We start from the raw sequence: 24,659 nt of genomic DNA, 5'->3' as shown, positions 1-24,659 counted from the left end.
CGGTTCGGATGCTGGTACACATGGTCCACCACGATGCGTAGTTGCGCCTCTGACCTGGTGAAATAGTTAAAAGCTATAGATTCTACTGCTTGATCGGCGGAAGGATCCCCAGGTCAGAGCTTGATCGATTGGTTCGATTCCCTCAATGCATCGCCGATGCCGACTACTGAAAGTAGTCGGCATCGGCGATGCATTGGTGTGCCGGAGCGGCGGACATGAGCCTTGGGCGCCCGGCGAACATCCCTATTGCCCGAGAATGGATATTGGGTCCACCGATGTCGGTGTGCCAGCCGAGGGCGTCCCAGCGGGGGACCGTCCATCGTGGGTAGCCGGTGCGAAGCGCCGTAGCCGCAGGGAGTTGCCGAGTACGGCGAGGCTGGAGCAGGCCATGGCGGCGCCGGCGGCCCAGGTCGGGAGGACGCCGGCTCCGGCCAGGGGGATCATCACGAGGTTGTAGCCGAAGGCCCAGGCGAGATTCTGCCGGATGGTGCGCTCGACCCGGGCGGCGAGGGCGAGGGCGTCCGCGGCGGTGTGCAGGTCGGGGCGGACCAGGGCGATGTCGCTGGCGTGGATGGCGGCGTCGGCGCCGCTGCCCATCGCGATTCCCAGGTCGGCCTCGGCGAGTGCTGCGGCGTCGTTCACACCGTCGCCGATCATCGCCACACCGTGCCCGCTGCCGCGCAGGCACCGGATGTGGTCGAGTTTGCCGGCGGGGGAGACGCCGGCGATCACTTCGTCCACGCCCACAGCGTCGGCGACCGCTCGTGCCGCGTGCGGGTTGTCGCCGGTGAGCAGTACGGTGCGCAGCCCGGTGGCTTGCAGGCGGCGGATCGCGTCCCGGCTGGTGGGCCGAACAGGGTCTGCGAGGGTCAGGACGCCTCGCGCCCATCCACCCCAGYCGACACAGACACCTGTCTGGCCGCGGGCCTCGGTCTGGTCGAGGGACTCCTGAAGCACGCCGGGGAGAGCCAGCCCGTGCTCCTCCATCAGCGTGACGGTGCCCACGACGACCTGCTCACCATCCACGGTTCCGGTCGCGCCTGCCCCGGGACGGGCCTGGAACGACTTGATTGCGGCCACGCTCAGGCCCCGGATGGCCGCTGCGGTGGTGACCGCCCGGGCGATCGGGTGCTCGCTGGCCTGCTCGACGGCTGCGGCCCGGCACAGTACCTCCGCCTTGCCCTCGTCGCTGTTGCTCGCGCCGTCGTCGCGGCCGGTGACGCTGGTGACTGTGACACCGGTGACGGTGACCTGGCCGGTGGTCACCGTGCCGGTCTTGTCGAGCACGAGGGTGTCGATGCGGCGGGCGGCCTCCAGTGCCGCCGGGCCGGAGATGAGCACGCCGAGGCGGGCGCCGCGGCCCGTGCCGGCGAGTAGCGCCGCCGGGGTCGCGAGCCCCAGGGCRCAGGGGCAGGCGACCAGCAGCACCGAGATCGCTGCTTCGACCGCGGTGGACGCCGCCGCGCCGGAGACGAGCCATCCGGCGGCGGTGGCCGTGGCGATGAGGAGGACCGTCGGCACGAAGATGGCGGAGATCCGATCGGCGTGCCGCTGCGCCGCGGCCCGGCCGGTCTGGGCGTCCTGCACGAGCCGGGTGATGTGCGCGAGCGCGGTGTCGGCGCCGACCCGGGTCGCCCGGACGACCAGCGCGCCGGTGCCGTTCACGGATCCGCCGGTGACCTCGGTCCCGGCGGTCACGTCGACCGGGATGCTCTCGCCGGTGAGCAGGGACAGGTCCACGGTGGATGTCCCGTCGACCACCACGCCGTCGGCCGGGATCCGTTCACCGGGCCGGACCAGCACTTCGTCCCCGACCAGGAGGTCGGCGGCGGGCCGTGGCCGCTGGCTGCCGTCGGGCAGCAGCACGGTCGCGTCGTGGGCGGCGAGCGCGGCCAGGTCGGCCAGCGCCGAACCGGTTCCGCGCCGGGCACGGGCCTCCATCCAGCGCCCGACCAGCAGGCTCAGGGTGAGCACGCAGGCGATCTCGGCCGCGTGCGCGGCGTGGCCCGTGTGCTCCGCCCCGGCAGTGCCGCTCACCGGCCGGACGGTGCCGTGATGCTGGGAGCCCAGCCCGTGGACGTTCCCGGTCGGGAGGGTGCCGGAGGTCGGCCCGCTCAGGGCGTCCGCGAGGGTCACGGCCACCGCCCACCCGAACGACACCAGCACGCCGAGGCTGACCAGGGTGTCCATCCGGGTCGCGCGGTGGCGCAGGCTCTTCCAGGCGGCTCGGTGGAACGGCCAGGCTCCCCACAGCACGACGGGGCCCGCGACCAACAGTGTCAGCCAGCCCGGCAGATCCGGGATGCCTGGCACCATCGCGGCGGCGACCACGATCGCGGTCGGTGCGGCCACCACGAGAGCACGCTGACGCCAGTGCTCCGCCTCGTCCTGCTCGGCCTTGTTCTGCCCGGGGTTCTGCGGCTCGCCGCCTGGTCGCCGACCATCCGGCTGCTCGGAACCCCACTGCTCGGGGACGTCCCGCAACGTGCCGGCATCCTCCGGGCGGCTGGCTGCCTGGCCAGYGGGCACCAGAGGCTGGCGGGCACCCGCGCCGTCCTGGCCGGGGCCGCCGCTCACCGCGGGAGCCGCGACGACCTCCGGCACGGCTGCCGGCACGGCGGAGGCCGGGGCGGACGGTCGGCGTTGCGGGACGACCCTGGCCTCGTAGCCGGCGCGCTCCACCGCGGAGACCAGCGTCGCGTCGTCTGCCGCGGCGGCGTCGGCCCAGGTCACCGCGGCGCGGTGGGTGGCCAGGTTCACGACCGCCGAGGCGCCTTCGACCCGGTTCAGGACCTTCTCGACCCGGCGTGCGCAGGCTGCGCAGGTCATCCCGGACACCGCGAGTTCCACGCGCGGCCCGGCGGCGGCAGGGCCGGGCCGCGGTGCTCGGGGCGGTGGAACCGCCGTCGCCCCTGAGCTCGCCGGTTCGGCTTCGCTGATGTCGTGGCCTGTCGGAGTGGACATCGCGCTCCTGTGCCTGGTGGATCTCCGCGCCGAGATCCCTTGCGTGAGCGTAGGCGAACGACCTACCCGGGGCGGTGACCGGATGGATCCGTCTCCTGACACAGACTTCGGTGGAGCATTCCGCTGAACAGGTCGCGGACGTCGTCGACGAGCGTCGGGTCCGCCTCCGCCGGAGCCGGTGTGACGGTCTCGGCCTGCAGGGACAGCGCCTCGGCGTAGGCGGCGCCGCGCAGCCGGCCTACCAGGAGCAGCCCCAGATCGACACCGGCGGTGACTCCGGCCGCTGTGATGAGGCTCCCTTCGTCCACGACCCGTTCGTCGACTGTGGTGGCTCCGTAGCGTGGCAGGTACGGGCGTGCCGTCCAGTGGGACGTCGCCCGCCGCCCGTGCAGCAGGCCGGCGGCGCCCAGCAGCAGCGAACCGGTGCAGACGCTCGCCACGATCCCGGCGCCGGCCCCGATCCGCGCCAGCTCGCCGAGCAGCGCCTGGTTGCCCAGCGCCGCCGGCAGGCCACCGCCCGCGCCGGGTACCAGCAGGACGTCGCAGTTCGCCGGAAGGTCCTCCAGAGCGTGGGTGGCGATCACCGCCAGTCCGGTGTCGCTCGTGACGGGGCGCGGCGCGTGCTCGGCGGCGATGATGACCTCGGCGCCGGTCAGGCAGGCGAGAAAGAACTGCGGGCCGGCGAGGTCGAGGGCGGTGAAACCGTCGTAGACGACGGCGACGATCCGCTCGCTGCCGTGCACCCGGAAGCCGGGCCGTTGCCTCAGCCGTCGCAGCGCGGCCTCACTGCGGTCAGCGGGAACCGGGCCACCGCGGGCCGATTCCTCGGCAGGCTCCCACTCGCCGCTCATGCCGCCGAACCTATGGTGCCGATCATCGTGTTTCGATCAGGGTTAGCCTCGAAGGGCATGCATACCGCTCCCTGCCGCCCGCTGCCCGGAACGGAGCGCGTGTCCCGGGCAGCGGGCGGGGGCCGCCTGGCCTGCTGCGGCGTTGGGAAGCGGGGCTCGCCAGGCGGCGTCTTCCGCTCAGGCGGCCGTGGTCTCCCGCCGCCGTGACCGGCTACGCACGAGGCCGACCAGGACGTCGATCAGGATGAAGACACCGAGGGACACACCGAGGACGGGTAGTGCCCAGCCGATCGCCGCGGTCACGAGGACCAATGCCGCCAGGGCCGGTTTCGGGAGGTGTCGCCAGGCGCCGCGTGCGGGTGGGGCGCCGACGATCCGGGTGCGCTCGGCGCGGGTGGGGCGGCGCTGCCACCACATGCGGTATCCCCAGACGATCAGGCAGATCAGGCCGAGGGCGAGGCTGGCGAGCAGGATCTGGTTCGCGAGTCCGAACAGGATCCCCATGTGGGCCATGATCCCGTAGTAGCTGAGCTGGGCGAGCAGCGGCCAGTCCGAGAACCGTGACTCGTGGACCAAGGTGCCGTCGGCGTCGATGGCTGCCTTGTCACCCCGTACCGGCCAGGCGTTGTCGGTCTGGGCGACGGACCAGGCGGTGCCGGCCTCGGCGGGTGGGCTGAGGTCGAGCGGTCCGTCCAGGCCGGCCTCGCGGGCCGCGGTGAGTACCGTGTCGGCGTCGGTACCCGGCCCCGTCTCGGAGGTGTCCGCACCGGAGCTGCCGCCGCTGTGCCCCTCGTGCCCCGCGCCACCTCCGGCGGACGTGGACGCGGTGGCGGGAAGGGTGGTGTCGAGTTCGGGCCGTTCGCCGTTCAGTTCCGCCTTCAGGTCGGAGAAGTGCCCGCCGGCGTAGGTGGACCAGGTCAGGCCGGTCGCGGAGAGGAACAGCAGGCCGGCGACGAGCCAGACACCGAGGCTGCCGTGCCAGCCCAGGGTGCGCCGCCGTCCGCGGGCGGCCAGGTCGGGCAGCAGCAGGGTGCGGGCCCCGCGCTTCCGGCGCCGCCGGGCCAGCCACAGCACAAGGCCACCCAGGACGACGACCCACAGCCAGCTGGCGGCGAACTCCGAGTAGTACAGGCCGGTGTCGCCGAGATGCAGGTTGATGTGCAGCTGGTCCAGCCAGGTCGTCAGGGGGGTGCTGCCCCACCAGGTGACCAGCGCGCCCTGGACCTCGCCCGTGTAGGGATCGACGTAGACGGTGCGCTGTTTGTCGCCGAGCGCTTCCTCGAACAGGACCACCTGGGTGGTGCGGTCCGCGGCCTCGCCGGTGTGCACGGAGCCGAAGGCGCCGTCCGGGTAGGCGGCCAGGGCGGCGTTGATCTGCTCGGCCAGCGGCCGTTGGGCGGAGYCCACCTCGTCGACGAAGAACTCGTCGGCGTAGACGAGCCGGTCCAGCTGGGGGGTGAAGGCGTAGGCGAGGCCGGTCGTCGCGGCCACGAGAAGGAACGGTGCGACCAGCACCCCGGCGTAGAAGTGGAGCCGCATGAGCAGCCGCCGCCACCCACCGGACGCCGGGTCACCGGGCCGGGACCCCCGCGCACTGTCCGGCGTGCGGGGCTCGGGTATGGCGGGGGTGCCAGCCGGGTCGCCGGCGGAACCGGCGGCTGGGGTCTCCGCCGGAGCCGCGGGCGTGGGTGAGGCGGTGGGCGCTGCCACGGTGGTGGCGGCGGGTGTCGTGTCGTCGGGGGACGCCCCCGGCGGTTCGACCATGGTCACAGTGCTTCTCCGAACTGGCTTGTCGAGGCAGGCGTCATCGCCGCGGTGTCGCGCCGATCGGCGCGGTCGCGGTCGGATCCCGTCCGGCGGCGGACGCCGGGCACGGACGGGTAGCGACGGGCCGGGTCCGGGCAGCGTGAACGAGCCGTCCGACTCAGATGTCGCGGACGGCGTCGACGGCGCGGATCAGGCCGGTGCCAGGAGTGGCGGGCCTCTGCGAACGACGAGATGGACCAGCTGCGCCAGGGCGGGAGCCTGCCCGGCGGGCGGCCGACGGCGCGCAACGGCGCGGGCGGGAAGAAGGGGACACCCGGTCGGCGGGTACAGGCGGCGACGTAGGCGCCCCGCCGCTCTGCGCGCGACCGCCGCGGTCCGGCGCGCGACCCGCCACAGCAACCGCTCTCCCGCGGCAAGCCACCAGGACAGCAGCAAAGCGGCGCAGAGGTGCGCGAAGGCCATCCGAGGCCCACCGGGCAGGAGATCGATTCCCTCCGCACCGTGGGAGACATCCACCGGTCCGGCCGCGGAGTGGTGATGGAAGGCCGCGCTGTGCGTCGATCGCCCCGTCATGGCGAAGGCGAGATGCAGACCCGCCTGGACCGTCGTGACCAGACCGGCGATGCGCCGCAGCGACATCCGCCGGCCTGAGCAGCCCCAGCACACCCGGAGCGCGAGCAGGCCGCCGCAACCGATCACGGGCAGGCTTGGTAGCTCGCCGCAGGCCGCCAGGTGCGCGACCACGGCGAGGGTGACTGCCATGGCGGCCAGGACCGAGGCACGCACACTACGCCCGGTCGGTGTCGCCGCCCAGCTCACAAAGCCGGCATCTTATCTGGGAAGCAAGTGACTTTCATTCGATCTGCCCGGCGGGCGGGAAAGTCTTCGATCACCAACCCCACTCGGAAGGTGACACGGTCGGGTGGGTGAGCCGATCCACACTGGGAGAGTGACCGCTGGGGCGCCCGATCAGCCGGTCGGCGCGCGGTGCGAGCCGGCAGCGGTCGTGGGCTCGGGCCTGCCGTTGTGGGCGGCGACCAGCCGCGGTCGTGCCGTGCGCGGTGCCGTCCTCGCGCTGCTGACCGTCGGGCTTGCCGCCGTCGCGCACAGTGGGTCCGGGCGGGCCGTGCCGGACCCACTGGTGACCGTCGTTGGCTTCCTGCTCACCTGGCGGGTCGGCTGGGGGCTGGCCGTGAGGCAGATCAGCCGCCGCCGGCTGATCGGGCTGGTGGTCGCCGCGCAGGGCTGTCTGCACCTCGCGTTCGCCATGGCCTCCCCGCCCGGGCCGCATTCCGCTGCCGGGGTCGGCGCGGGGCATGTCCTCGCCCGTCATCATCCGGAGTCGGTGCCGGGCCCGACAGGAGTGGACCTGCTGCACGGCGGGCCGACGGTGCTTGGCCTGCACCTGCTCGCGGCGGTCTGCCTCGCCTGGTGGCTGGCCGCGGGTGAGCGGCTGCTCTGGCGGGCGGGCCTGCGTGCGGCCACGGCCACCAGGCGGATCGTCCGGCGGGTGCGCCGCCGCCTCGCAGCACCGCCACTCCCGGCCTGCGGTCCTCGGCCCATGTTCTTCCTCTTCTCGCCGGCGGGTACCCGGCGCCTGGGGCTCCTGCGGTACGTGGTCGCGCGGCGCGGGCCGCCGGTGGCTGCGGAGCTCTGACACAGCACAGCAACCGCGGTGCCCCTGCACGGTCATCCGCGGCGAACGGCGCGGGGAACGGCATCTGCCGAGCCGATTCTCAGACCGGCGCGTGACCGGCGCTGGCCCGCCCGCAACGGCCCAGCCCGCGGAACGCCATGCCTTCATCTCCCGCCTCGCCCCGCCCCGCAGCGGCCGGCCGGGGGAATCGATGGATGCCTGGTCTGTCCGACTGGTCGGCTCGCCGCGCGCGGGCGCCGCCGCACGCCCACTGCCCAAGACGGCCCATGAACATGTGGGTCGGGATCGGGAGTTCTGCATGGGCACAGACATCACCTCGCCGGCTCCGCCGGATCGAGGCAGCCGGCCCCGCCGGAACCGGCACGCCGCTGCATCCTCCTGCGCACCTGAAGTGCCGGCGGGGAGAACCCGCTCCGCGGCTGGGCAGGTCCCGGCATGACGGCCACGGATACCGCCACTCGCCGCGCGAAGGCCGCCGCGGCGCGGGAGGCCGCGGAGCGGCGGGAGCGCCGCCGCCGTACGATCATCATCTCGGCCTGTGTGGCTGTGGCCCTGCTGCTTGCCGGGGGTATCGGCTTCGCCGTGCAGAGCGCCCGGACCGACACCTCGGGAGCCCTGGTACCGGCCGGCGCGGCCCGCTCGGACCGCGGGATCGTCGTGGGGTCGCCGTCGGCCCCGGTCACTGTGGATGTCTACGAGGACTTCCAGTGCCCGATCTGCCGCGCGTTCGAAGAACAGAGCGGTGACACCATCAGCTCACTTGTCTCCGCCAAGAAGATCAAAGTCGTCTACCACACCCTGGCATTTCTGGGGTCGGAATCCGAGCGGGCCACGAACGCCGCAGCGGCGGCGGCGAACGAAGGGAAGTTCGCTGAATTCCACGACGTGTTGTTCGCGAACCAGCCGGAAGAGCACACAGGTGGATTCCAGAACACGGAACTGGTCCATCTCGGCAGCAGTGTCGGGCTGACTTCCGTCGCATTCGTTGGGGCTGTGCGCGAGGGCACCTACAACGACTACATCGCACAGGTCAACGATGCCGCGTCCCGCCGGGGGGTCCAGGGAACCCCCACCGTCTACGTCAACGGCGAGCGCCTGCAGACAACCGCCCTGACCCCCGACGGCATCACCGCCGCCGTCACGGCGGCGAGCTGACGACTCGGTCACGGCTGGGTGCGCTCCGAGGCCTCGGAGCGCACCCAGCCTCCTGCCCGCGGGTCCCGGCGCGTGCCCCGGGACCCGCGGGTGTGTTCGCTCAGGCCGGGGTGGCGAGGGCCTTCCGGAGAACCTCGCGGTAGCCGGCCGGGAGCTGCCCGGCGAAGTACCGCAGGACGTCGTCCGGCCGGTCGCCGCGTTGCAGCAGGTCCAGCATCTGCACGGCCGCGTGCTGCTCCACCCGCTGCAGGGGGCGGTAGGCGAAGCCCTTGCCGTGCGGGGCCCGTTCGACGAGCCCCTTCGTGACGAGGCGGAGCAGGGTCGTCGCGATGGTGCTCTGCGCGAGACCGCCACCGAGCCGCTGCTGCACCTGCATCGGCATCAGCGGTCTGGGCGCGGCCCACAGCAACGCGAGCACCGCGCGTTCGAGTTCGCCCGACGCTCGTCGGGTGAGAGGCGGATCCGAGGACTGGCCGGCCGCACACCTGCCGACCATGTTCGAGGACTGGGTTATCACGATTGCTTCGTCTCCCGGTGTCGTGCACGCGCCGTCAGCCCGGCGCGTCAACCGCGTGCGGGCGCCGACACCCGCACGTCGAGGGCGACCGGTCAGGTCACCGGGAGCAACGTGGGTGGGCCTCGCCTCGGGATCATGTGCCGCAGTGGTTCCCACCGCCGCACCTGGTCGGCGGCGGTGAATATGGGAAGAGGCCGGTGCGCCCGCAGGACGTGGCGCGCCCCGCCGCGGCGGAGCAGGCGTGCCAGCCCGGACGCGGCGACCCGCGCGGCGCCACTGGCGACCCGCCACAGCAGCCGCTCGCCGACGGCGAGCCAGCCGGCCAGGACGAGGGCCGCGGCGAGGTGGGCGGCGAGCATCGACGCCCCACCCGGCAGCAGGTCCAGCCCCGGCCCGCCGGCGGGCTGGCTCAGCGTGCCCATTACCACCGGGTGAACCGGGTGGTGATGGTGGCCGGCCGGGGCGCTCATCGCGAAGGCGAGGTGCAGGCCGGCCTGTGCGCAGACCACCAGCCCCGCGATCCGGGTGAACGACACCCGCCGCCCGGCGCAGCCCCACGCGACCCGCCAGACAAGCAGGAATCCGATGACCGAGACCAGGACTGACGGGGCCATGCCGCCGGCCGTGACGTGCGCGGCGACAGCCAGACCGACGGCGATCAGGGCGGCGACCGCGCCGCGCAGGAGCCGCCCGGCCGTGGTCGCCGCCCACGGCCGCGCGGGCGCGGCGACGCGCACGGGAGGTGGCGACCACGGCCGGGGGCACCGGGACCGGGCGCGGTGCCCGGGCCTCGGCCCACCTGAACGCCCGTCGCCACAACTCCGAAGTCTAGATGGGTCCGCCGGCCGGGTCAGGAAGACGCCACATACCGGTATCGTCACCTCCCGGCAGGCTCCGTGCCCGCCTCTCCGGCTCTTCGCGGCCACGGCGGCACGGTTTTCTCCGAGTCCGGGGGCCGGCGCCCCCAGGAGAGACCCGTCCACCCGGATTCACCGGTTGACCGAACCCGAATTCCCCGAGCCCCCACGCACGGGTCATCCCGGAAAAATTCATGCGCGACCGCGCGGAGGCGCGGTACAGTTTTCCCGGGAAATGTCAGTCAGCTTGTTGGGAGTCCGGATGACGGTGCAGGGGAAGCATCTGCTGACGTTCTGCGGAAAGTGCAGCTGCGGTTGCCCGGAACTGTATGTGGACMACGGCGCGCCGGCGGAGCGGCGGGTCGTCCTGACCGACGACTTCGGCCAGCGCATCCAGATGAGCGTCGAACAGCTCGCAGTGATCGTCGAGGAGGCGCGGGCCGGCCGGATCACCGAGCTGGTGAACAGCGAGCTCGGCGCAGCTCCGGCCTGAGCCCGGCGCCGCCCCGGATCAGGTCCCGGACGCCGGCCGGGTGGGTGGCCCGGCGGGGGCATCGGGCTCGGCCAGTATCCGGAGAAGCTCGTTCGCGGTACGGGGGCCAGGCCCGGTGGAGTCGAGCCCGGCCCGGGTCAGCAGTTCGCGGACGGCGGGTGCCCAGGCGGGGCGAAGCCCGGAGCGGGCGAGCAGGTCGTGATCGGCCAGCATCGCGTCGGCCGGCCCGGCCCGCACCTGGCCGTCGGTGACGATGGCCACGTCGTCGGCCCACCGGCAGGCGAGGTCGACGTCGTGGGTGGACAGCACGACGGTGGTGGCTGCCTCGTGCAGGACGCCGAGCGTGTCCAGGAGCGCCTCGACACCGTCGGGGTCCAGCCCGGCRCTCGGCTCGTCGAGGATCAGAACGGCGGGGCGCAGGGCAACCGCGCCGGCGATCGTGACCCGCTTGCGCTGGCCGAAGGACAGCAGATGCGGCGGTTCGGACCGCAGGTGGGAGATACGCAGCCGGCGCAGCGCGTCCTCGACGCGTTCGACGACCTCGTCCTTCGGCAGCCCGAGGTTCAGCGGTCCGAAGGAGACGTCCGAGAACACGCTCGCGGCGAAGATCTGGTCGTCCGGATCCTGCAACACCACCTGGACGGCCTGCCGCAGCGTGATGAGGCCGCGGCGGCTGTAGGAGATCGGGTCTCCGTCGCGCAGGATCCGGCCGGATGTCGGTCGCAGCGCGCCAGCCAGCAGGCGGAAAAGAGTGGTCTTGCCGCCGCCGTTCGGGCCCAGCACGGCCAGCCGGCGCCCCGCGGCGATCCGCAGATCGGCCCCTGCCAGGACGGGCCGGYCGGACAGGTAGCCGAAAGTGACGTCGTGTGCGGCCAGCAGCGGGGGAGACCCGGTCGCGACGGCCGCGGGCTCTCCGTCCGCGTGACGTTCTCTCCCGTGGACGCCGCTCGCCTCGGTGCCGGGCACCCTCGACCTGTTCACGTACCGATCCTTGGGCTGAGCAGGGTCGCCGCGACGACGCCCACGAGGACGACGGAGGCGCCGGTGAGGAACGCGCGGGAGAGCGGGCGCTGCTCGATGAGTACACGCGGGGTGGGATCGCCGCTACGCAGGGCGATGCCCTCCTCCAGTCGGCGGGCCCGGTGCAGCGCGCGGACGAACAGCAGGGAGCCCTGCCCGGCCAGCGAGCGGTAGGTGGCGCGCCAGGTGCGGTAGCCCAGCCGGCCGGCCTGCGCCTCCCGGGCGGCCTGCAGGGTCGCGAGCAGGACGAAAAGCAGCCGGTACACGACAGCCGCGACGTCGAYCACGGCCGGCGGCACCCCGAGGCGGACCAGGCGCGGCAGTACGTCCGCGAGCGGCGTGGTCGCGGCGAACAGGACCAGGCAGAGTAGCGCGGCGCACGAGCGCCCCGCGGTTTCCGCCGCGAGGTGCGGGCCGCCGTCGGCCAGCACCGGCCGCAGTCCGTCCAGATCGAGGGCGATCGGGATGATGCCGACGACGACGAAGCCGATCGGCGCGGCGAGGACCCGCGCCGCGTCGCCGACCGGCACGCGGGCGACCGCGAACATCACGACGACCGCGACGCTCCCGGTGACCAGGGCGCCGGGCCACGGCGGCAGGCCCACCGCGCAGCCGAGCAGGCCGAGACTGAGCAGGGCCTTCTCCGCCGGGTGGCGGTGCCGCCAGCGGCTGCGGTAGGCCGCCGTGTCGAGCCGGGAGGCTGACACGCTCACAGTGTGGGCGGTACGGTCGCGAGCCAGAACCGCGTGGTCACCTGCCGGCGGATCCCGTACTGGCCACCGGGGCCGCGGCCTCCGGCGAGGCGGCCGCCGCGGCAGCGGTCGGCGGGTCTCCCGAGCCGGGGTTTCCCAGGGCGGGTGAGTCGGCCGCCGCGGCGGCGAGCGGCGGCCTCGGAGGGTCGGTGGGCAGCTGCCGCCGGGTACGCGCGACACCGAAGACATAGCCGAGAACGCCCGCGCCGACCGCCGCTTGGAGCGTGAACAGCAGGGACTCGACCTCGCCGGACGGCGGCTCGTACAGCGGCGAGAACCACGGCTTGTAACCCGGGTCCTGCTTGCTGATCTGTGTCTCCGCCTGGGTGTCCGCCCCCGCGAACGGTTCCTCCTTGCCGTCGCCGAGGCTGAGGACGAGCGGCGCGACGGCCAGCACGACAACGGCGAGGAAGAGAGTCAGGTTGATCGTTCGGGCGCGGCTCATCGGGCCGGCTCCGACGCCTGCGGTTCCGCGGGCAGAGCGGCACCGGTGGCGTAGGGCTGCGGGGTCGGGCCGTCCGCGGGTGGGCTGTCACCGCCGCGTGTGCCGGCCGCCGACAGGACACCGAGCCGCTCCAGCTCGGGCGCGCTGACCTGCGACAGGACGCGGATGACCAGGACGGTGAGTAGTCCTTCACTAATCGAGAGCGGGATCTGGGTGACCGCGAAGATCGAGCCGAACTCGCCGACCGCGCCGAGGAAGCCGCCGTCGGCGGACGGGAACGCCAGCGCGAGCTGGACGGTCGTGACGCAGTAGGTGGCCAGGTCCGCGAGCGCGGCGCCGGTGAACACCGAGATGCCCGTCCCGGCTCCCGCGGCACGGGCCAGGCGGTAGGCGAGATAGCCGATCCACGGCCCGGCGATCGCCATGGAGAACGTGTTCGCGCCGAGCGTGGTGAGCCCGCCGTGCGCGAGCAGCACCGCCTGGAAGAACAGGACCACCGTGCCCAGCAGCGTCATCACCGGGGGTTTGAACAGGATCGTGCCCAGTCCGGTCCCGGTGGGATGGGAGCACGATCCCGTCACCGACGGGATCTTCAGTGCCGACAGCACGAAAGCGAACGCGCCGGACGCCCCGACCAGAAGCCTGGCCTCGGGGTTGTCCCGGACGGTCCGGTTGACGGTGACCGCGCCGTGCACCACGAACGGCGCCGCGGCGACCGTCCAGGCGATGGCGTGCGCGGGCGGCAGGAAGCCTTCCGCAATGTGCATGGCAGGGGAGCCTCTCTCCAGCACCTCGTGGATGAGCATGGTCGAGCGCCGTGGCCGGTCTCCTGGCTGCCGGATCCCAGCACCCGTCCGTGCCTTCCCGGAGCGCGGGCGGCGGTGGCCGTGCTCCAGTGGCTCCTCACCTGCGGTCACGCGGTGGAACTCCACCGCCATCAGGTGCGGACAGCTACTCCCCGGTCACAGTGGCGAGGGCCGCGCCGGCTTGAACCGGACTTCCCGTCACCACGGCGACGTCAGATTACATTCGTCGAGTCACCTGCGCAATTGCGAAGTTTTCGCAGCGAAGAAACGGCCGGTCCGTCAGGTGATCGTGAACGCGGCCCCGCGCGGAGTTGCTCGGGCGGCACGCGCTCACTGCCGCCGGCAGCCGACGACCCGCCCCCGGCGGGGCCCAGCCCTGAGCCCGACGGCGTGCCACGCCCGGGTCTGTTCAGGCCAGCAGCGTCTCACCCACAAACCCGCCCTCCCGAGTCCCGGGCGGAATCGCGAACACGGCGGATCCGATCGGCGTCGTCCACTCGTTGAGCAGGTCGAGTTCGGCCAGCCGCCGCTGGATCGGCAGGAACTGCGCCGTGACGTCGGCCTGGTAGGAGGCGAAGACGAGACCGGAGTCGGATACCGCGCCGCCAGTGGGGGCCCCGTCGTAGTTGTAGGACCGCCGGTAGATCCGCTCACCCTCGTTGTCCGACCTGGCTCGCCGCAGGTGCGAGAACTCGGGAATCATGGGGAACCCGATGGCGGTCGTCGCGGCGAAGTCGGGCTCGTCGCGCTCCCGCGTCCCGGTGAGCGGGGCCCCGTTCGTGAGGAAACGGCCGACGACCTGTTCCCGGCCGGAGCGGTCGAGGGCGTCCCAGCGGTCCAGGTCCATCCGGATCCGCCGTACGACCATGCTGGTGCCGCCGGTGAGCCACGCGGTCGCCGAGGATCCGGACGGGGCGGCGTGCCAGACGACCTGATCGAAGTCGGCGGTGCCGGGAGCGGCGTTCACTGTTCCGTCGACCTGGCCGAACAGGTTGCGCATGGTGGTCCCGGCCGGTTCCGACCCCCGGGCCCGGCGGAAGCCGGACTGCCGCCAGCGCACGCCGGCGAAGCTGCGGGTGTCCTTGGCCAGCATCCGGGTCGCGTGCGCGACCGCTACCGGGTCGTCGGCGGCGATCTGCAGCAGCAGGTCGCCGTCGCTCCAGGCGGGTTCGAGCCGGTCGATGCCGAACGCCGGCAGCGGCCCGAGCCACGAGGGCACCGCGGCCTCGCCGGCGGCGCGGGTGACCAGCCGCGGACCGAACCCGAAGGTGATGGTGAGCCGGGCCGGCACGGCGGCCAGTTCCGGCTCCGAATCGGCCAGCGCCGCCTCTGCTTGGGTCAGGCGGGCGGCGTCGTCGGTGAGGATCCGCAGCATGCGGCGGATGGCGTCCCGGTCTGCCTTCTCTCGCAGGTCGAGCGCGAGGAACGTGGCGTGTGCCTGCGGGACGGTGGCGATACCGGCCTGGTGCGCGCCGAAGAACGCCTCGGTGCGGCTCCCGTGCGCGGCGGCACCGTCGGGCGCCGCCGTGGCAGCGGACCCGTCGGGCCCTCCCCGCGACAGCTGGTCGGCGCCGATCGCCGATGCGGCCCCACCGGCGGCGACGGCGCCGCCCAGGAGCAGACGCCGCCGGTCCGGCCCACCGCGTCCCGGCGACGGCGCCGCGCGCCGGATGCTCCACGCGGCCTGTCGCCCACCCGTCTCCCCTCGGCCGGCCTCCATCAGGGCTCGGGCGTCGCCGGCGCCGGCGCGGGCGTGCCCGCGGCGGTGTCCGCCTGGCCACCCATGTCCATGCCGCCCTCGTAGTTCTCGTTGGCGCCGGAGTAGTCCTTCGCGGGCGCGGTGAACGTGAGGGTCGAGTTGTCGCCGAAGGTGATGGTGAAGTCGACCTCGTCACCGGCCTTGATGGGCGAGGTCACGTCCATGAGCATGAGGTGGTTGCCGCCGGGCTGGAGCGTGAGCGTGCCGCCGGCCGGCACGATGAAGCCGCCCTCCCTGGGGCGCATCACCATCTCGCCGGACTCGTTGGCGACGGTCTCGTGCAGCTCCATGGCCGCGGAGGCGGGGCTCGTCACCGAGACGACGGTCGCCGGGGCGGTGCCGGAGTTGTGCAGCTCGCCGAAGGCGGCGGACATCCCCGTCGTGGCGGCCTTCACCCAGGCATCGGCGATGGTCACGACTTTGCCCGCCGCGGCCGGGCTGGCCGGGGCCTGCGGCTGCGCGTCGGACGAGTCGTCGGATCCACAGCCTGCGACGAGCAGGGCCACCAGGCTGGCAGCACCGAGTGCACGCAGTGCGAAGAGCCTGCCACGTGCCAGACGCCGCCGATGACTGGTTCCGCCCGGCCGCTGGCTGCCGCTGTTGCCCACTGTTGTCCTGCCTTTCTGGTTATCGGATGTCATCGGTGTTCCCTTGTGACGAGGACGCGGACGTGGGCGGTGTGGGCGTGGCAGTGGAGGGCTCGGGCGTGGAGGTCTCTGCTCCGCGGGGCGCGCTGTTCCGGCGGATCGCGCCGTACGCCCAGAGCAGGGCGAGCGCTGCGAGGGCTCCCCCCACGCCGACGAGCGCGGTGCGGAACGGGAGCCCCCCGGCCTCCGCACCCGCGACGGGGGTGCCCGCCGGGCTGGTGGCCGTCGGCCCGGAGGCCGCCGGGCTCGCGCCCACGGGGCCGTCGTCGGTGCCTGGGGTGGACCCGACCGGCGTGGCGCTGACTGGCACTGCCGGCTCTGCTCGCACGGAGCCCACCGTGAAGCGAGTGACACCGCTGATCGGATGCCCGTCCGCGGAGACCACCCGCCAACGCATCTGGTAGGCACCGTCGGGCGGCCCGTCGCGCAGCATGGTGGTCACCGTCTGGCCCGAGACGGCCGGCTCGCCTTCTGCCCAGGAGGTGCCGGCCGCGTCCACCACCACGACCGCGGTGCCGATGGTCAGGACCCCGTCCGAGAAGCGCAGAGTGACCACCGACGGCGCGGTGTCGAGGTGCGCGTTGTCAGTGGGGTCGCTCGCCACCAGCTGACTGTGCGCCGAGGCGGGGACGGTGGCGGTGAGAGTGCAGGTGAGAACGCCGAGAAGTACCAGAACCATGCGGATGGCTCGCTCGAAAGAAAGTGCTCTGTATACAGATTTCTTGTTTCCGGGATCTCTCCCCGACATCTCCCGAGTGCCCTTCCTCGTACGACGGCCGGAGATGCCGTCAACGCGACACGGCCGCACGGCGACGGTGAGATCCCGCTCAGGTCGGCTCGCAGCCGTCGAAAGCCGCGTTTCCGGACGCTAGACCTTCTACATCCTGTCGGAGAAGAGYGGATGGGGGTCCGGCCGTGTGATCTGGGCCGGCGCGGGCTGGCCGGTCAGGGGGTCCAAGGCGTAGGTGATGCGGATGACGCCGTCGGGATGCCGCTCGACGGAGCCCGCCACGCCGAACACGCTGTGCAACACGTCGGAGGTCAGCGCGTCGAGGACCGGCCCGGCGCTGGCGACGCGGCCCCGGTCGAGGACGACGAGCTGGTCGCAGTAGCGGACGGCGAGATCGAGGTCGTGCAGGACCGCGAGCGTGGTGATGCCGGTCGCGCGGACGAGGTCGAGCAGTTCGAAGCGGGCCCGGATGTCGAGATGGTTGGTCAGCTCGTCGAGGACAAGCAGCCGCGGCTGTTGGGCGAGTGCGCGGGCGAGCAGCACCCGCTGCCGCTCGCCGCCGGACAGCGTGTCGTAGAGCCGATCGGCGTACCCCACCGCCCCGGTTCGCTCCAGGGCCTCCTGAACAATGTCTTGGTCGGCGCCGCCATGCCGGCTGAACAGGCCGTGGTGCGGGGTCCGCCCGTCGGCCACCACCTCGGCGACGGTCAGGGCCGCAGGTGGCCGGCCCGCCTGGAGGACGGCCGCGGTGCGGCGCGCCGAGTCACGCGCGGACAGCTTCCAGACGTCCGTGCCGCCGACGAGCACCGCACCGGCGTCGGGCCGCAGGGAGCGGTAGACAGTGCGCAGCAGGGTCGTCTTGCCGCTGCCGTTCGGCCCGACCAGGCCGGTGAGGCTTCCGGGCGCCGCGGCCAGGGTCACCCCGCGCAGGACGGACGCCCCGCCGAGCTCGACGGCCACATCGTCCAGCCGCAGCTCGCCGGCCGCTTCGCCGCCCCGGCGGCCCGGGTCCTCATGTCCGCTGCCCGGGCCGGTAGCGGGCCCCGCATCAGAGTCCGGTCCCGGAGCAGGACCACGGCGGCCCGTCTGGAGCGTCATCACCTCACCGGCCAGCGAGCGCGTCGTTGCGGCGCAGCAGCCACAGGAAGAACGGGGCGCCGAACGCGGCGGTGAGGATGCCCAGCGGCAGCTCGTTGGGCCGGTCGAGGGTGCGGGAGAGCAGGTCGACGCAGACCAGGTATCCGGCGCCGACAAGGGCCGCCAGCGGCAGGAGCCGGCGGTGGTCGGTGCCGAAGGTGAGGCGGGTGAGGTGGGGGATCATCAGGCCCACGAAGCCGATGCCGCCGGCGACGGCGATGAGTACGCCGGTGAGCAGCGACGCGGCGAGCAGCAGTCCCACGCGCAGCCGCGTGACGTCGACGCCGAAGGCGATGGCCTGTTCCTCGCCGTGGGCCAGAGCGTTGAGGCGGCGCCCGAGCGGGAGGAGCAGCGCCGTCACGGCGGCGACGGTGGTGGCGGCTGGGGGGAGCTGGTCCCAGGTGGCCCCGGCGACGCTGCCGAGCAGCCAGAACATGACCTGGCGCAGCTGGTTCGGGTCGGCGGAGAGTTGCAGGTAGCTGGTCACGGCCAGCAGCAGGTAGCCGACGGCGACTCCGGCCAGGACGAGCCGGGTCGGGGCGAGTCGGCCGCGTCGCTGGCCGAGCAGGAACACGGCCACCGCGGCGGCCGTCGCGCCGCCGAAGGCGGCGGACGACACACTGGCCCCGCCGACCGCCCCCGACCCGGCTGTGATCACCAGTACCGCGCCCAGCGACGCACCCGGAGACAGCCCCATCACATACGGGTCGGCGAGCGGATTGTCGACCAGGGTCTGCAGCACGACGCCGGCCACGGCGAGCCCCGCGCCGCACAGCGCGGCGAGCAGCACCCGGGGCACCCGGTACTCCCAGACGATCTGGTCGACGATCGGGTCGAGCCCGGCCGTCCGGCCGGTGAGGTGGCCGGTGACCACCTCCCAGGTCTGCGGCAGGGGCACCGTGACGGCACCGACGCAGGACGCCATCAGCATGATGAGAAAGACCAGCACGGCGAGGCCGAGCACACAGGCGGACAGGTGGACCCCTCCCAGCGGAGCGACACGCCCCGCGCCGCCCGGACGAGGTGACAGTCTGAGACCTCCGCGGCGGTCGCGGTCCACCGGGACGACGTCCGGGTCTACCGCGACCGCGCCGTCCACTCGTTGGGTGACGAGTCCGGTGGGCTTGCCGCGACTGGTGTTCAGAAGACGTCCGGGTGCAGCAGCTTCGCGATCTTCTCGACGGCCACGTCGTTGTTCGGGCCGTAGTAGATGGAGTCGGCGAGGACGAGGTAGCGGTTGGCGCGGGTCGCGTCCCACTGCGGGAACTGCGCGAGGATGGTCTTGGCCGCCTTGTCCGGGTCGGGGTTCATGTAGTTGACCACCAGAACCGCGTCGATGTCGGTCGAGGCCAGCTTCTCCTTGCTGATCGTCAGAAAGGTGCTCTCGGAACCGTCGTAAAAGGGATTGGCCGCGCCCGCCTTGTCGAGGATGTCGTTCCACACCCCGGCGCCGGCGATCGAGCTGAAGTCGTCGGCCCCCATGCCCGGGAAGACCAGCAGCACGTTCGCGTCGGGCTTGCCCGCGAGGGCCTTCGTCACCTCGCCGATCCTGCTCTTCGAGGCCGCGATCACCTCCTGGGCCTTCCCGGAGACGTCGAAGATCTTCCCGAAGTCGCGCAGGATGGCGTAGCTGTCCTCGATGGTCGGCGCGCCGGCCGTCATCCCGTCCGTGCCGCAGGCACTCGCCGGGACGTAGCTGTTGGCGCCGAGCCCCCGCAGGTCGTCGCGGGTGGCGAAGCCCGACGCCGCGTCGAACCCGCCGCCGTAGGTGGAGATGACCAGGTCGGGCCGCAGTCCGAGCATGGCCTCACGCGGGATGTCCTGCAGGTCGTTCAGGGTGACCCCGCCCGTGGGCAGGGCGTCGATCGCCTCCGCGCGGCCGGGGACGTCCGAGGCGCCGTAGTTCTGTGCGTTGGCGACGATCCGGTCGGAGACGCCGAGCTCGATCAGCGAGGACACCTCCGCCACCGAGCCGCCGTTCATCACCACGACCCGGCTCGGAGCCTTGTCGAAGGTGTATTTCTTCCCGCAGTTGGTGATCGTCAGCGGGTAGGTCGTCTTTCCCTCTGCCGCTCCCTGCGCGGCGGCCGTCGAGGCCCCTGTTGTCCCGTTCGCCGAACCGCCTGTGGTGTCGTCCGAACAGGACGTCACCACCAGCGCCAGCAGCAGCGCCCCCGCCGCGAATATCGGCCTGCCACGCATCGTCTTCCCGAACCCCCACTGTTCCCAGGCTCCGGCCCCGTGCCTTCGGGCCAGGCCTTCGTCCCCGGTCAACCGTTCTCAGGGGTAGTCGTCGCGAGGGCCTCACTAGTTCCCGGCGAGATCCGGACCCGGTCGCGCAGGGCGCACAGAGCGGCGGTGACGAGGGCGAGAACGGTGAGCAGCACGGTGGCCGCGGCGAAGGCCTGGACATGCGAGTCCAGGTCGGCAGGTGCGTCGGCGGCGCCCGGGGTGCCGCCGAGCACGAGGCTGTACCAGCTGCCGACGGCCGCGTAGCCGGCGGCGAGCCCGAACTGGGTGAGTGTCGAGGCGGTGCCGGTGGCGGCGCCGGCGTCGTCCGGGGCGACCCGGCTGAGGATGCCGCCGATCAGCGGGGCCACGACGAGCCCCTGGGCCAGGCCGACGGCGCCCATGGCCAGGGCCAGCAGCACCCGCTGCGCGGAGGTCGGTCCGGCCGCGATCGCGGCCTGCGCCAGCAGGACCACCGCGAGTCCCAGGCAGCCGAGCACCGGTAGCCGTGGCCCGGCCCGGCCGGCGGCGAGCCGCCCGGACAGCGGTGAGCCGATCGCGAACCCGACCCCGAGCGGTACCAGCATCAGGCCGCCCACCAGTGGAGACGTCCCGAGGCCGGTCTGCACGTAGTAGGTGAAGACGAGGAACAGCCCGGCGTTGCCGCCGAAGAAGGTGACCAACGTGGCGAGGCTGGTCGGCATCCCGGGAGCGGCCAGCACCCGGGGTGGGAACAGTGGCTCCCCGCCGCGGGCCGCGAGCGCACGCTGCTGGCGGACGAGCAGCGCCACCGCGACGGCGGCGACCGGCGCGCAGGGCAGCGCCCAGGGAAGCCAGCCCCGGTGCGGGCCGAAGACGAAGGGCAGCAGGATCGCGGGGAAGGCGACCACCGTCAGCGCGGCGCCCGCCAGATCGAACCGGGTGGCACCGGTGGCGCGGCTCTCCGGGATGACGGCCCGGCCCAGAGCGAGGATCGCCAGGCCGATCGGGACGTTGAGCAGGAACGCCGGCCGCCAGCCGAGCCCGGCCAGGTCGAGGTCGACGAGCAGGCCGCCGCCGGCCAGGCCGGCGATGACCCCGAGGCCGAGAGCCGTCCCGTACAGGCCGAGCGCGCGGGCGCGCTGGGCGTCGTCGCGGAACAGCGCGTGCAGGATCGCCAGCTCCTGCGGTACCAGCGCCGCCGCCGCGGTGCCCTGGACGACCCGGAAGACGATGAGCGCCGGGGCGTTCGGGGCCAGCCCGCAGGCCAGCGAGGCCAGGGTGAACACCGCCATGCCCGCCAGGAACACCCGGCGGCGGCCGAACCGGTCGCCGAGCCGGCCGCCGACGACCAGCCCGGCGGCACAGGCCAGCACGTAGCCGGCGCCAATGAGCTGGATCTCGTCGAAACCGGCGGGCAGCTCCCGTTGGATGGTGGGGCTGGCGAGGCTGACGATGAACCCGTCGACCTGGCCCATGAACGTCGCGCCCAGTACGACCACGAACCCCACCCACTCCCGCCGCGTCGCCAGCGGGGAAGGTGCCTCGTCGGTGTCGGCTGCCGTCAACGTGCCGGCTCCGGGCGGGGGCGAGCGGTCGGCGTGGGAAGGAAGCCGACGTCGACGAAGTAGTCCACATAGCGATCGACCATGTCGTCGTCCACCTCCGGTGCTCGGGCCAGGTCGGCTCCCAGCACCTCGATCGTGTTGCGCCGGGAGAAGACCGGCGCCGGGTGTGTGTGGGTCGTGTCTGACGTGCGGGTCGTGCCGGCCGCGGTGAGCTGGGCCAGGTGCCCGGCGGTCACCGTGAGCGAGTAGTCCCCGCGCCCGGCCGCCTGCTCCGCGGCCTGATCGAGGCGTTCACGCCACTGCGGCGGGTCGAGTGCCTCCAGGGGGAAGCCACGCGCCCGCAGCCGGTCGAGTACGGCGTGGACGTCGGTGGGACGGGCGGCCGTGAGATGGAAAGTGGAGTATCTGCCGGTGCRCATCAGCTGGACGATCGAGGCGGCGACCCAGTCCACGGGCACCAGGTCGGCCGGCGCCGCGGAACCGCCGGCTGGGGCCGCACCCAGCGCGATCATCGCCCGGACCTGCTGCCAGAACGCGTCCTCGGTGCTGCCAGCACCAGTCCGCGTGTCGCCGCACACCCGGCTTGGGCGGTACACCGACACCGGCAGGCCACGGCCGGCCGCCGCCAGCACCAGGCCCTCGGCCACCCACTTGCTCGCCACGTACCCGTTGGCCATGAGTGAGGCCGGCGCCACCCGGCGCTCCTCGTCGAGCACGGCGGGATTGCCGTCGACGGCGCAGGCCATGTCGCAGCTGGACACGTGGTGCACGGGGGTGGGCCGCCCGGTCATCGCCAGGCGGAGGATCTCCGCCGTGCCCGCGACGTTCGCCGCCCGCAGCCTGCGGTAGGGATCAAGGTGGTGGACCCGGGCGCCGTTGTGCACGATGACGTCCAGCTCGCCGGCCAGCCGGGTGAACACGGCCGCGTCGAGGCCGAGGGAGGGCTGTTCGAGGTCGCCCGGCAGCGCGACCACGCGCTCGGTGAGGACGTCGTCCGTGATCTGGATCCGCAGGCGGCGCAGTGCGTCGCGTAGCCGGGCCAGGGCCCGCGCGCCGTCGGGGGCGCGGACGAGGCAGTGCACGGTGGCCGTCGTCTGATCGAGCAGCTCCCGCAGCAGGAACGTGCCGAGGAAGCCGGTCGCGCCGGTCAGCAGGACCTGGTGGGGGTCCGTGGCACGAGCCGGTTCGGTGGGCGCCGCATCCGAGGGCACGAGGGACGGGTCCAGCCGTGCCTCGGCGGTGAGATCGACTCCCTGCCAGGGCAGGTCGCCCTCGGGTGTCGCCGAGGGCTGGGCGGCGGGCTCCTGCGCGTTCCACGGTGCGGCGTCCTGTGGCGCGGCGGCCCTCTCCGCGGTGCCCGGCTGGGCCGGGCCGGGCAGCCGCTCGGCGAGTTCGGCCACCGTGGGTGCGTCGAAGACCGCCCGGATGCCCAGGCGAACCCCGGTGCTCGCCCGCAGCCGGGAGATCAGCCGGGCCACCAGCAGCGAGTGGCCGCCGAGGGCGAAGAAGTCGTCGTCGACGCCGACCCGCTCCAGGCCCAGGGTCTCGGCGAACAGGTCGCACAGCAGCCGTTCGCGCGCGTCGCGTGCAGGTCTGCCGGTGCCCGCGGCGGCACCGGTCGGTGGTGGTGGCAGGGCGGCCCGGTCCAGCTTGCCGTTCGTCGTGCGGGGCATGCGGTCCAGCAGGACGATGACCGGCGGGACCATGTAGTCGGGCAGCCGGCGGGCCAGGTGGCGACGCAGCCGCGCCGGACCGTCGGCCGGCGCCGTGTCGGCCAGCAGTGCTTCGGCCAGTGGGCTGTCCCCGGCCGGCACGGCGTACGCGACCAGCCGCTCACCGCCCGGGCCGTCCGAGCGGGTGATGACAGCCGCCGCCGCCACCTCGGGATGGTCGGTCAGGACGGCCTCGATCTCACCCAGCTCGATGCGGAAGCCACGGATCTTGACCTGGGTGTCGGCCCGGCCCTGGTACTCCAGCAGGCCGTCGGCGCGGCGGCGGACCAGGTCGCCGGTGCGGTACATCCGCGTCCCCGCGGGCCCGAACGGGTCGGTCACGAACCGCTCGGCGGTCAGCCGCGGCCGGCGGTGGTAGCCCTCGGCTAGAGGCAGGCCCGCGAGGTACAGCTCCCCGATCTGGCCCGGCGGGACGAGCCGCAGCGCGGTGTCGAGCACGTAGGCGCGGGCGCCGGTCACCGGCCGGCCGATGACCGGGGTCTCGCTGTCCGCGAGCCGGGCCCAGACGGTGTCGACGGTGCACTCGGTGGGCCCGTACAGGTTGTAGGCGTTCAGGCCGGGAACGGTCCGCAGCCGTGACCACAGCACGGGGCCGGCGGCCTCGCCGCCCAGCGCGATCACCGCGGGGACCCGCCGGCCCGGTTCGAGCAGCCCGGCGTTGATCAGTTCCTCGGCGTAGGTGGGGGTGATGTCGAGGAAGTCGATGTCCTGGGCGTCGATGTAGTCCAGCAGCGCGGCGGGCTCCCGGCGCTCGTCGTCACCGATCAGGTGCAGTTCGTGGCCTGCCAGCATCCACAGCAGCCCCTCCCACGAGGTGTCGAAGGACAGCGAGGCGGTGAGCGCGGCGCGCATCCGCCGGCCGGCCACCGCGGCCTCCGGCTCGATCATCGACACCCGGTGGTGGTGGAACAGGTTCACCATCCCACGATGCGTCAGGACGGCGCCCTTGGGCCGCCCCGTCGACCCGGAGGTGTGGACGATGCACAGGGGATGATCGGGCGTCAGGCTCGCCGATTGGTCACTGCCTGTCAGATCACCCGCCGGCGCGTGGTCGAGGGCCGACCGGACGTCGGGGTCGTCCAGTTCGATGATCCGGGTGGCGAGGTCCCGGGTGGCGTCGGTCGCCACGGCGGCGGCGAGTGAGCCGACTGTCACCACGGCGGCCGGGCGGGTGTCGCCGAGCACGAAGGCGATCCGCTCCTCGGGATGGTCCGGGTCGAGCGCAACGTAGGGTGCGCCGGCCTTGAGCGCGGCCAGTAGGGCGACAACGGTGTCCCCGGTGCGGGGGAGCAGCAGGGCCACCGGCCGGTCGGGGCCGGCGCCCACCGTGAGCAGCAGCCGGGCCAGCTGGTTGGCCCGCGCGTTCAGCTCCGCGTAGGAAAGGCTGCCGTACCGTCCCTCGTCACCGGGCGGTTCCACCTCCTCCGGGCCGTCTCCCCCGCCAGGCGGCCGGTTAGCGGCCCAGACGCCTTCGACCGCGGTCAGGGCCGGCAGGTTCGGGGTCGCCGTCGCCGCCGCGGCGAACAGGTCCACGACGGTGGCCCGATACGCCTCGGGGCGTCCGTCGCCGGCCTCCGGTCCGGCCTCGGGTGT

General features: G+C 73.2%; 21 protein-coding genes and 1 riboswitch. Of the genes, 3 read left to right on the top strand and 18 right to left on the bottom strand.

Annotation, left to right across the window (positions count from 1 at the left end; genetic code table 11):
• Window positions 1-243 precede the first annotated feature (243 nt).
• From KBI5_RS06995 to KBI5_RS06980, 4 genes are all read right to left on the bottom strand, one after another.
• Window positions 244-2,964, bottom strand: coding sequence for a heavy metal translocating P-type ATPase (locus KBI5_RS06995; protein WP_085014697.1), 2,721 nt, complete (start codon window positions 2,962-2,964; stop codon window positions 244-246).
• A gap of 62 nt (window positions 2,965-3,026) precedes the next feature.
• Window positions 3,027-3,815 (bottom strand): DJ-1/PfpI family protein, encoded by a 789-nt coding sequence (locus tag KBI5_RS06990; protein ID WP_085014695.1) that lies wholly within the window; start codon window positions 3,813-3,815, stop codon window positions 3,027-3,029.
• 177 nt (window positions 3,816-3,992) lie between these two features.
• On the bottom strand, window positions 3,993-5,579 hold the full coding sequence (locus KBI5_RS06985) for a PepSY domain-containing protein (RefSeq protein WP_085014693.1): 1,587 nt from the start codon (window positions 5,577-5,579) through the stop codon (window positions 3,993-3,995).
• Between the two features lie 192 nt (window positions 5,580-5,771).
• The gene (locus KBI5_RS06980) at window positions 5,772-6,401 is read right to left on the bottom strand and encodes a hypothetical protein (RefSeq protein WP_241882716.1); all 630 of its coding nucleotides are present in this window, start codon (window positions 6,399-6,401) and stop codon (window positions 5,772-5,774) included.
• A 130-nt stretch (window positions 6,402-6,531) separates the two neighbouring features.
• On the opposite strand from KBI5_RS06980, the gene KBI5_RS06975 reads away from it, so the two are divergent.
• Entirely contained in the window at window positions 6,532-7,239 is a 708-nt protein-coding gene (locus KBI5_RS06975) for a hypothetical protein (protein ID WP_241882715.1), read from the top strand.
• A gap of 435 nt (window positions 7,240-7,674) precedes the next feature.
• Window positions 7,675-8,394 carry a thioredoxin domain-containing protein gene (locus tag KBI5_RS06970; RefSeq protein WP_085014691.1) on the top strand — a complete coding sequence of 240 codons (720 nt, stop codon included), beginning with the start codon at window positions 7,675-7,677 and terminating at the stop codon, window positions 8,392-8,394.
• A gap of 100 nt (window positions 8,395-8,494) precedes the next feature.
• Here KBI5_RS06970 and KBI5_RS06965 read toward each other — a convergent pair whose 3' ends face one another.
• Together KBI5_RS06965 and KBI5_RS06960 are read right to left on the bottom strand one after the other, a co-directional pair.
• Entirely contained in the window at window positions 8,495-8,911 is a 417-nt protein-coding gene (locus tag KBI5_RS06965) for a BlaI/MecI/CopY family transcriptional regulator (protein ID WP_241882714.1), read from the bottom strand.
• A gap of 92 nt (window positions 8,912-9,003) precedes the next feature.
• On the bottom strand, window positions 9,004-9,648 hold the full coding sequence (locus KBI5_RS06960; RefSeq protein WP_116289861.1) for a hypothetical protein: 645 nt from the start codon (window positions 9,646-9,648) through the stop codon (window positions 9,004-9,006).
• Window positions 9,649-10,030: 382 nt separating this feature from the next.
• Between KBI5_RS06960 and KBI5_RS06955 the strand changes: the two genes are divergently transcribed.
• Window positions 10,031-10,261: a hypothetical protein gene (locus KBI5_RS06955; protein ID WP_085014688.1), complete on the top strand. Its 231-nt coding sequence runs from the start codon at window positions 10,031-10,033 to the stop codon at window positions 10,259-10,261.
• Window positions 10,262-10,279: 18 nt separating this feature from the next.
• On the opposite strand, the gene KBI5_RS06950 is transcribed toward KBI5_RS06955, so the two are convergent.
• From KBI5_RS06950 to KBI5_RS06895, 12 genes are all read right to left on the bottom strand, one after another.
• On the bottom strand, window positions 10,280-11,107 hold the full coding sequence (locus KBI5_RS06950; RefSeq protein WP_347272472.1) for an ATP-binding cassette domain-containing protein: 828 nt from the start codon (window positions 11,105-11,107) through the stop codon (window positions 10,280-10,282).
• A gap of 131 nt (window positions 11,108-11,238) precedes the next feature.
• On the bottom strand, window positions 11,239-11,988 hold the full coding sequence (cbiQ, locus tag KBI5_RS06945) for a cobalt ECF transporter T component CbiQ (protein WP_116289862.1): 750 nt from the start codon (window positions 11,986-11,988) through the stop codon (window positions 11,239-11,241).
• A 43-nt stretch (window positions 11,989-12,031) separates the two neighbouring features.
• The gene (locus KBI5_RS06940) at window positions 12,032-12,478 is read right to left on the bottom strand and encodes an energy-coupling factor ABC transporter substrate-binding protein (RefSeq protein ID WP_085014684.1); all 447 of its coding nucleotides are present in this window, start codon (window positions 12,476-12,478) and stop codon (window positions 12,032-12,034) included.
• Window positions 12,475-13,245, bottom strand: a complete 771-nt coding sequence (locus KBI5_RS06935; protein WP_085014702.1) for an energy-coupling factor ABC transporter permease — start codon at window positions 13,243-13,245, stop codon at window positions 12,475-12,477. Before KBI5_RS06935 ends, KBI5_RS06940 begins: the two co-directional genes overlap by 4 nt.
• Window positions 13,246-13,279: 34 nt before the next feature.
• A riboswitch (cobalamin riboswitch) is annotated at window positions 13,280-13,505 on the bottom strand.
• Between the two features lie 188 nt (window positions 13,506-13,693).
• Complete coding sequence (locus tag KBI5_RS06930; RefSeq protein WP_085014682.1) at window positions 13,694-15,004, bottom strand: Dyp-type peroxidase; 1,311 nt, start codon at window positions 15,002-15,004, stop codon at window positions 13,694-13,696.
• Window positions 15,004-15,684: a copper chaperone PCu(A)C gene (locus tag KBI5_RS06925; RefSeq protein ID WP_085014680.1), complete on the bottom strand. Its 681-nt coding sequence runs from the start codon at window positions 15,682-15,684 to the stop codon at window positions 15,004-15,006. Before KBI5_RS06925 ends, KBI5_RS06930 begins: the two co-directional genes overlap by 1 nt.
• The gene (locus KBI5_RS06920; RefSeq protein WP_157902448.1) at window positions 15,671-16,369 is read right to left on the bottom strand and encodes a copper resistance CopC family protein; all 699 of its coding nucleotides are present in this window, start codon (window positions 16,367-16,369) and stop codon (window positions 15,671-15,673) included. Before KBI5_RS06920 ends, KBI5_RS06925 begins: the two co-directional genes overlap by 14 nt.
• 198 nt (window positions 16,370-16,567) lie before the next feature.
• Window positions 16,568-17,518: an ABC transporter ATP-binding protein gene (locus KBI5_RS06915; RefSeq protein WP_085014701.1), complete on the bottom strand. Its 951-nt coding sequence runs from the start codon at window positions 17,516-17,518 to the stop codon at window positions 16,568-16,570.
• A gap of 4 nt (window positions 17,519-17,522) precedes the next feature.
• Window positions 17,523-18,488 (bottom strand): iron ABC transporter permease, encoded by a 966-nt coding sequence (locus KBI5_RS06910; RefSeq protein ID WP_085014700.1) that lies wholly within the window; start codon window positions 18,486-18,488, stop codon window positions 17,523-17,525.
• Window positions 18,489-18,697: 209 nt separating this feature from the next.
• A complete protein-coding gene (locus KBI5_RS06905) occupies window positions 18,698-19,831 on the bottom strand; it encodes an ABC transporter substrate-binding protein (RefSeq protein ID WP_198537554.1) in 1,134 nt (377 codons plus the stop codon).
• The gene (locus tag KBI5_RS06900) at window positions 19,828-21,333 is read right to left on the bottom strand and encodes an MFS transporter (protein ID WP_085014677.1); all 1,506 of its coding nucleotides are present in this window, start codon (window positions 21,331-21,333) and stop codon (window positions 19,828-19,830) included. Before KBI5_RS06900 ends, KBI5_RS06905 begins: the two co-directional genes overlap by 4 nt.
• Window positions 21,330-24,659: non-ribosomal peptide synthetase (locus tag KBI5_RS06895; RefSeq protein WP_116289860.1), on the bottom strand; the 3,330-nt coding region annotated here is incomplete at its 5' end. The genes KBI5_RS06895 and KBI5_RS06900, both read right to left, overlap by 4 nt.

Origin of the sequence: Frankia sp. KB5, from assembly GCF_002099325.1 — a bacterium.
Lineage (GTDB): Bacteria > Actinomycetota > Actinomycetes > Frankiales > Frankiaceae > Frankia > Frankia casuarinae.
The sequence above is the reverse complement of the archived record's forward strand: the minus strand, read 5'-3'. Positions and strand labels throughout refer to the sequence as shown.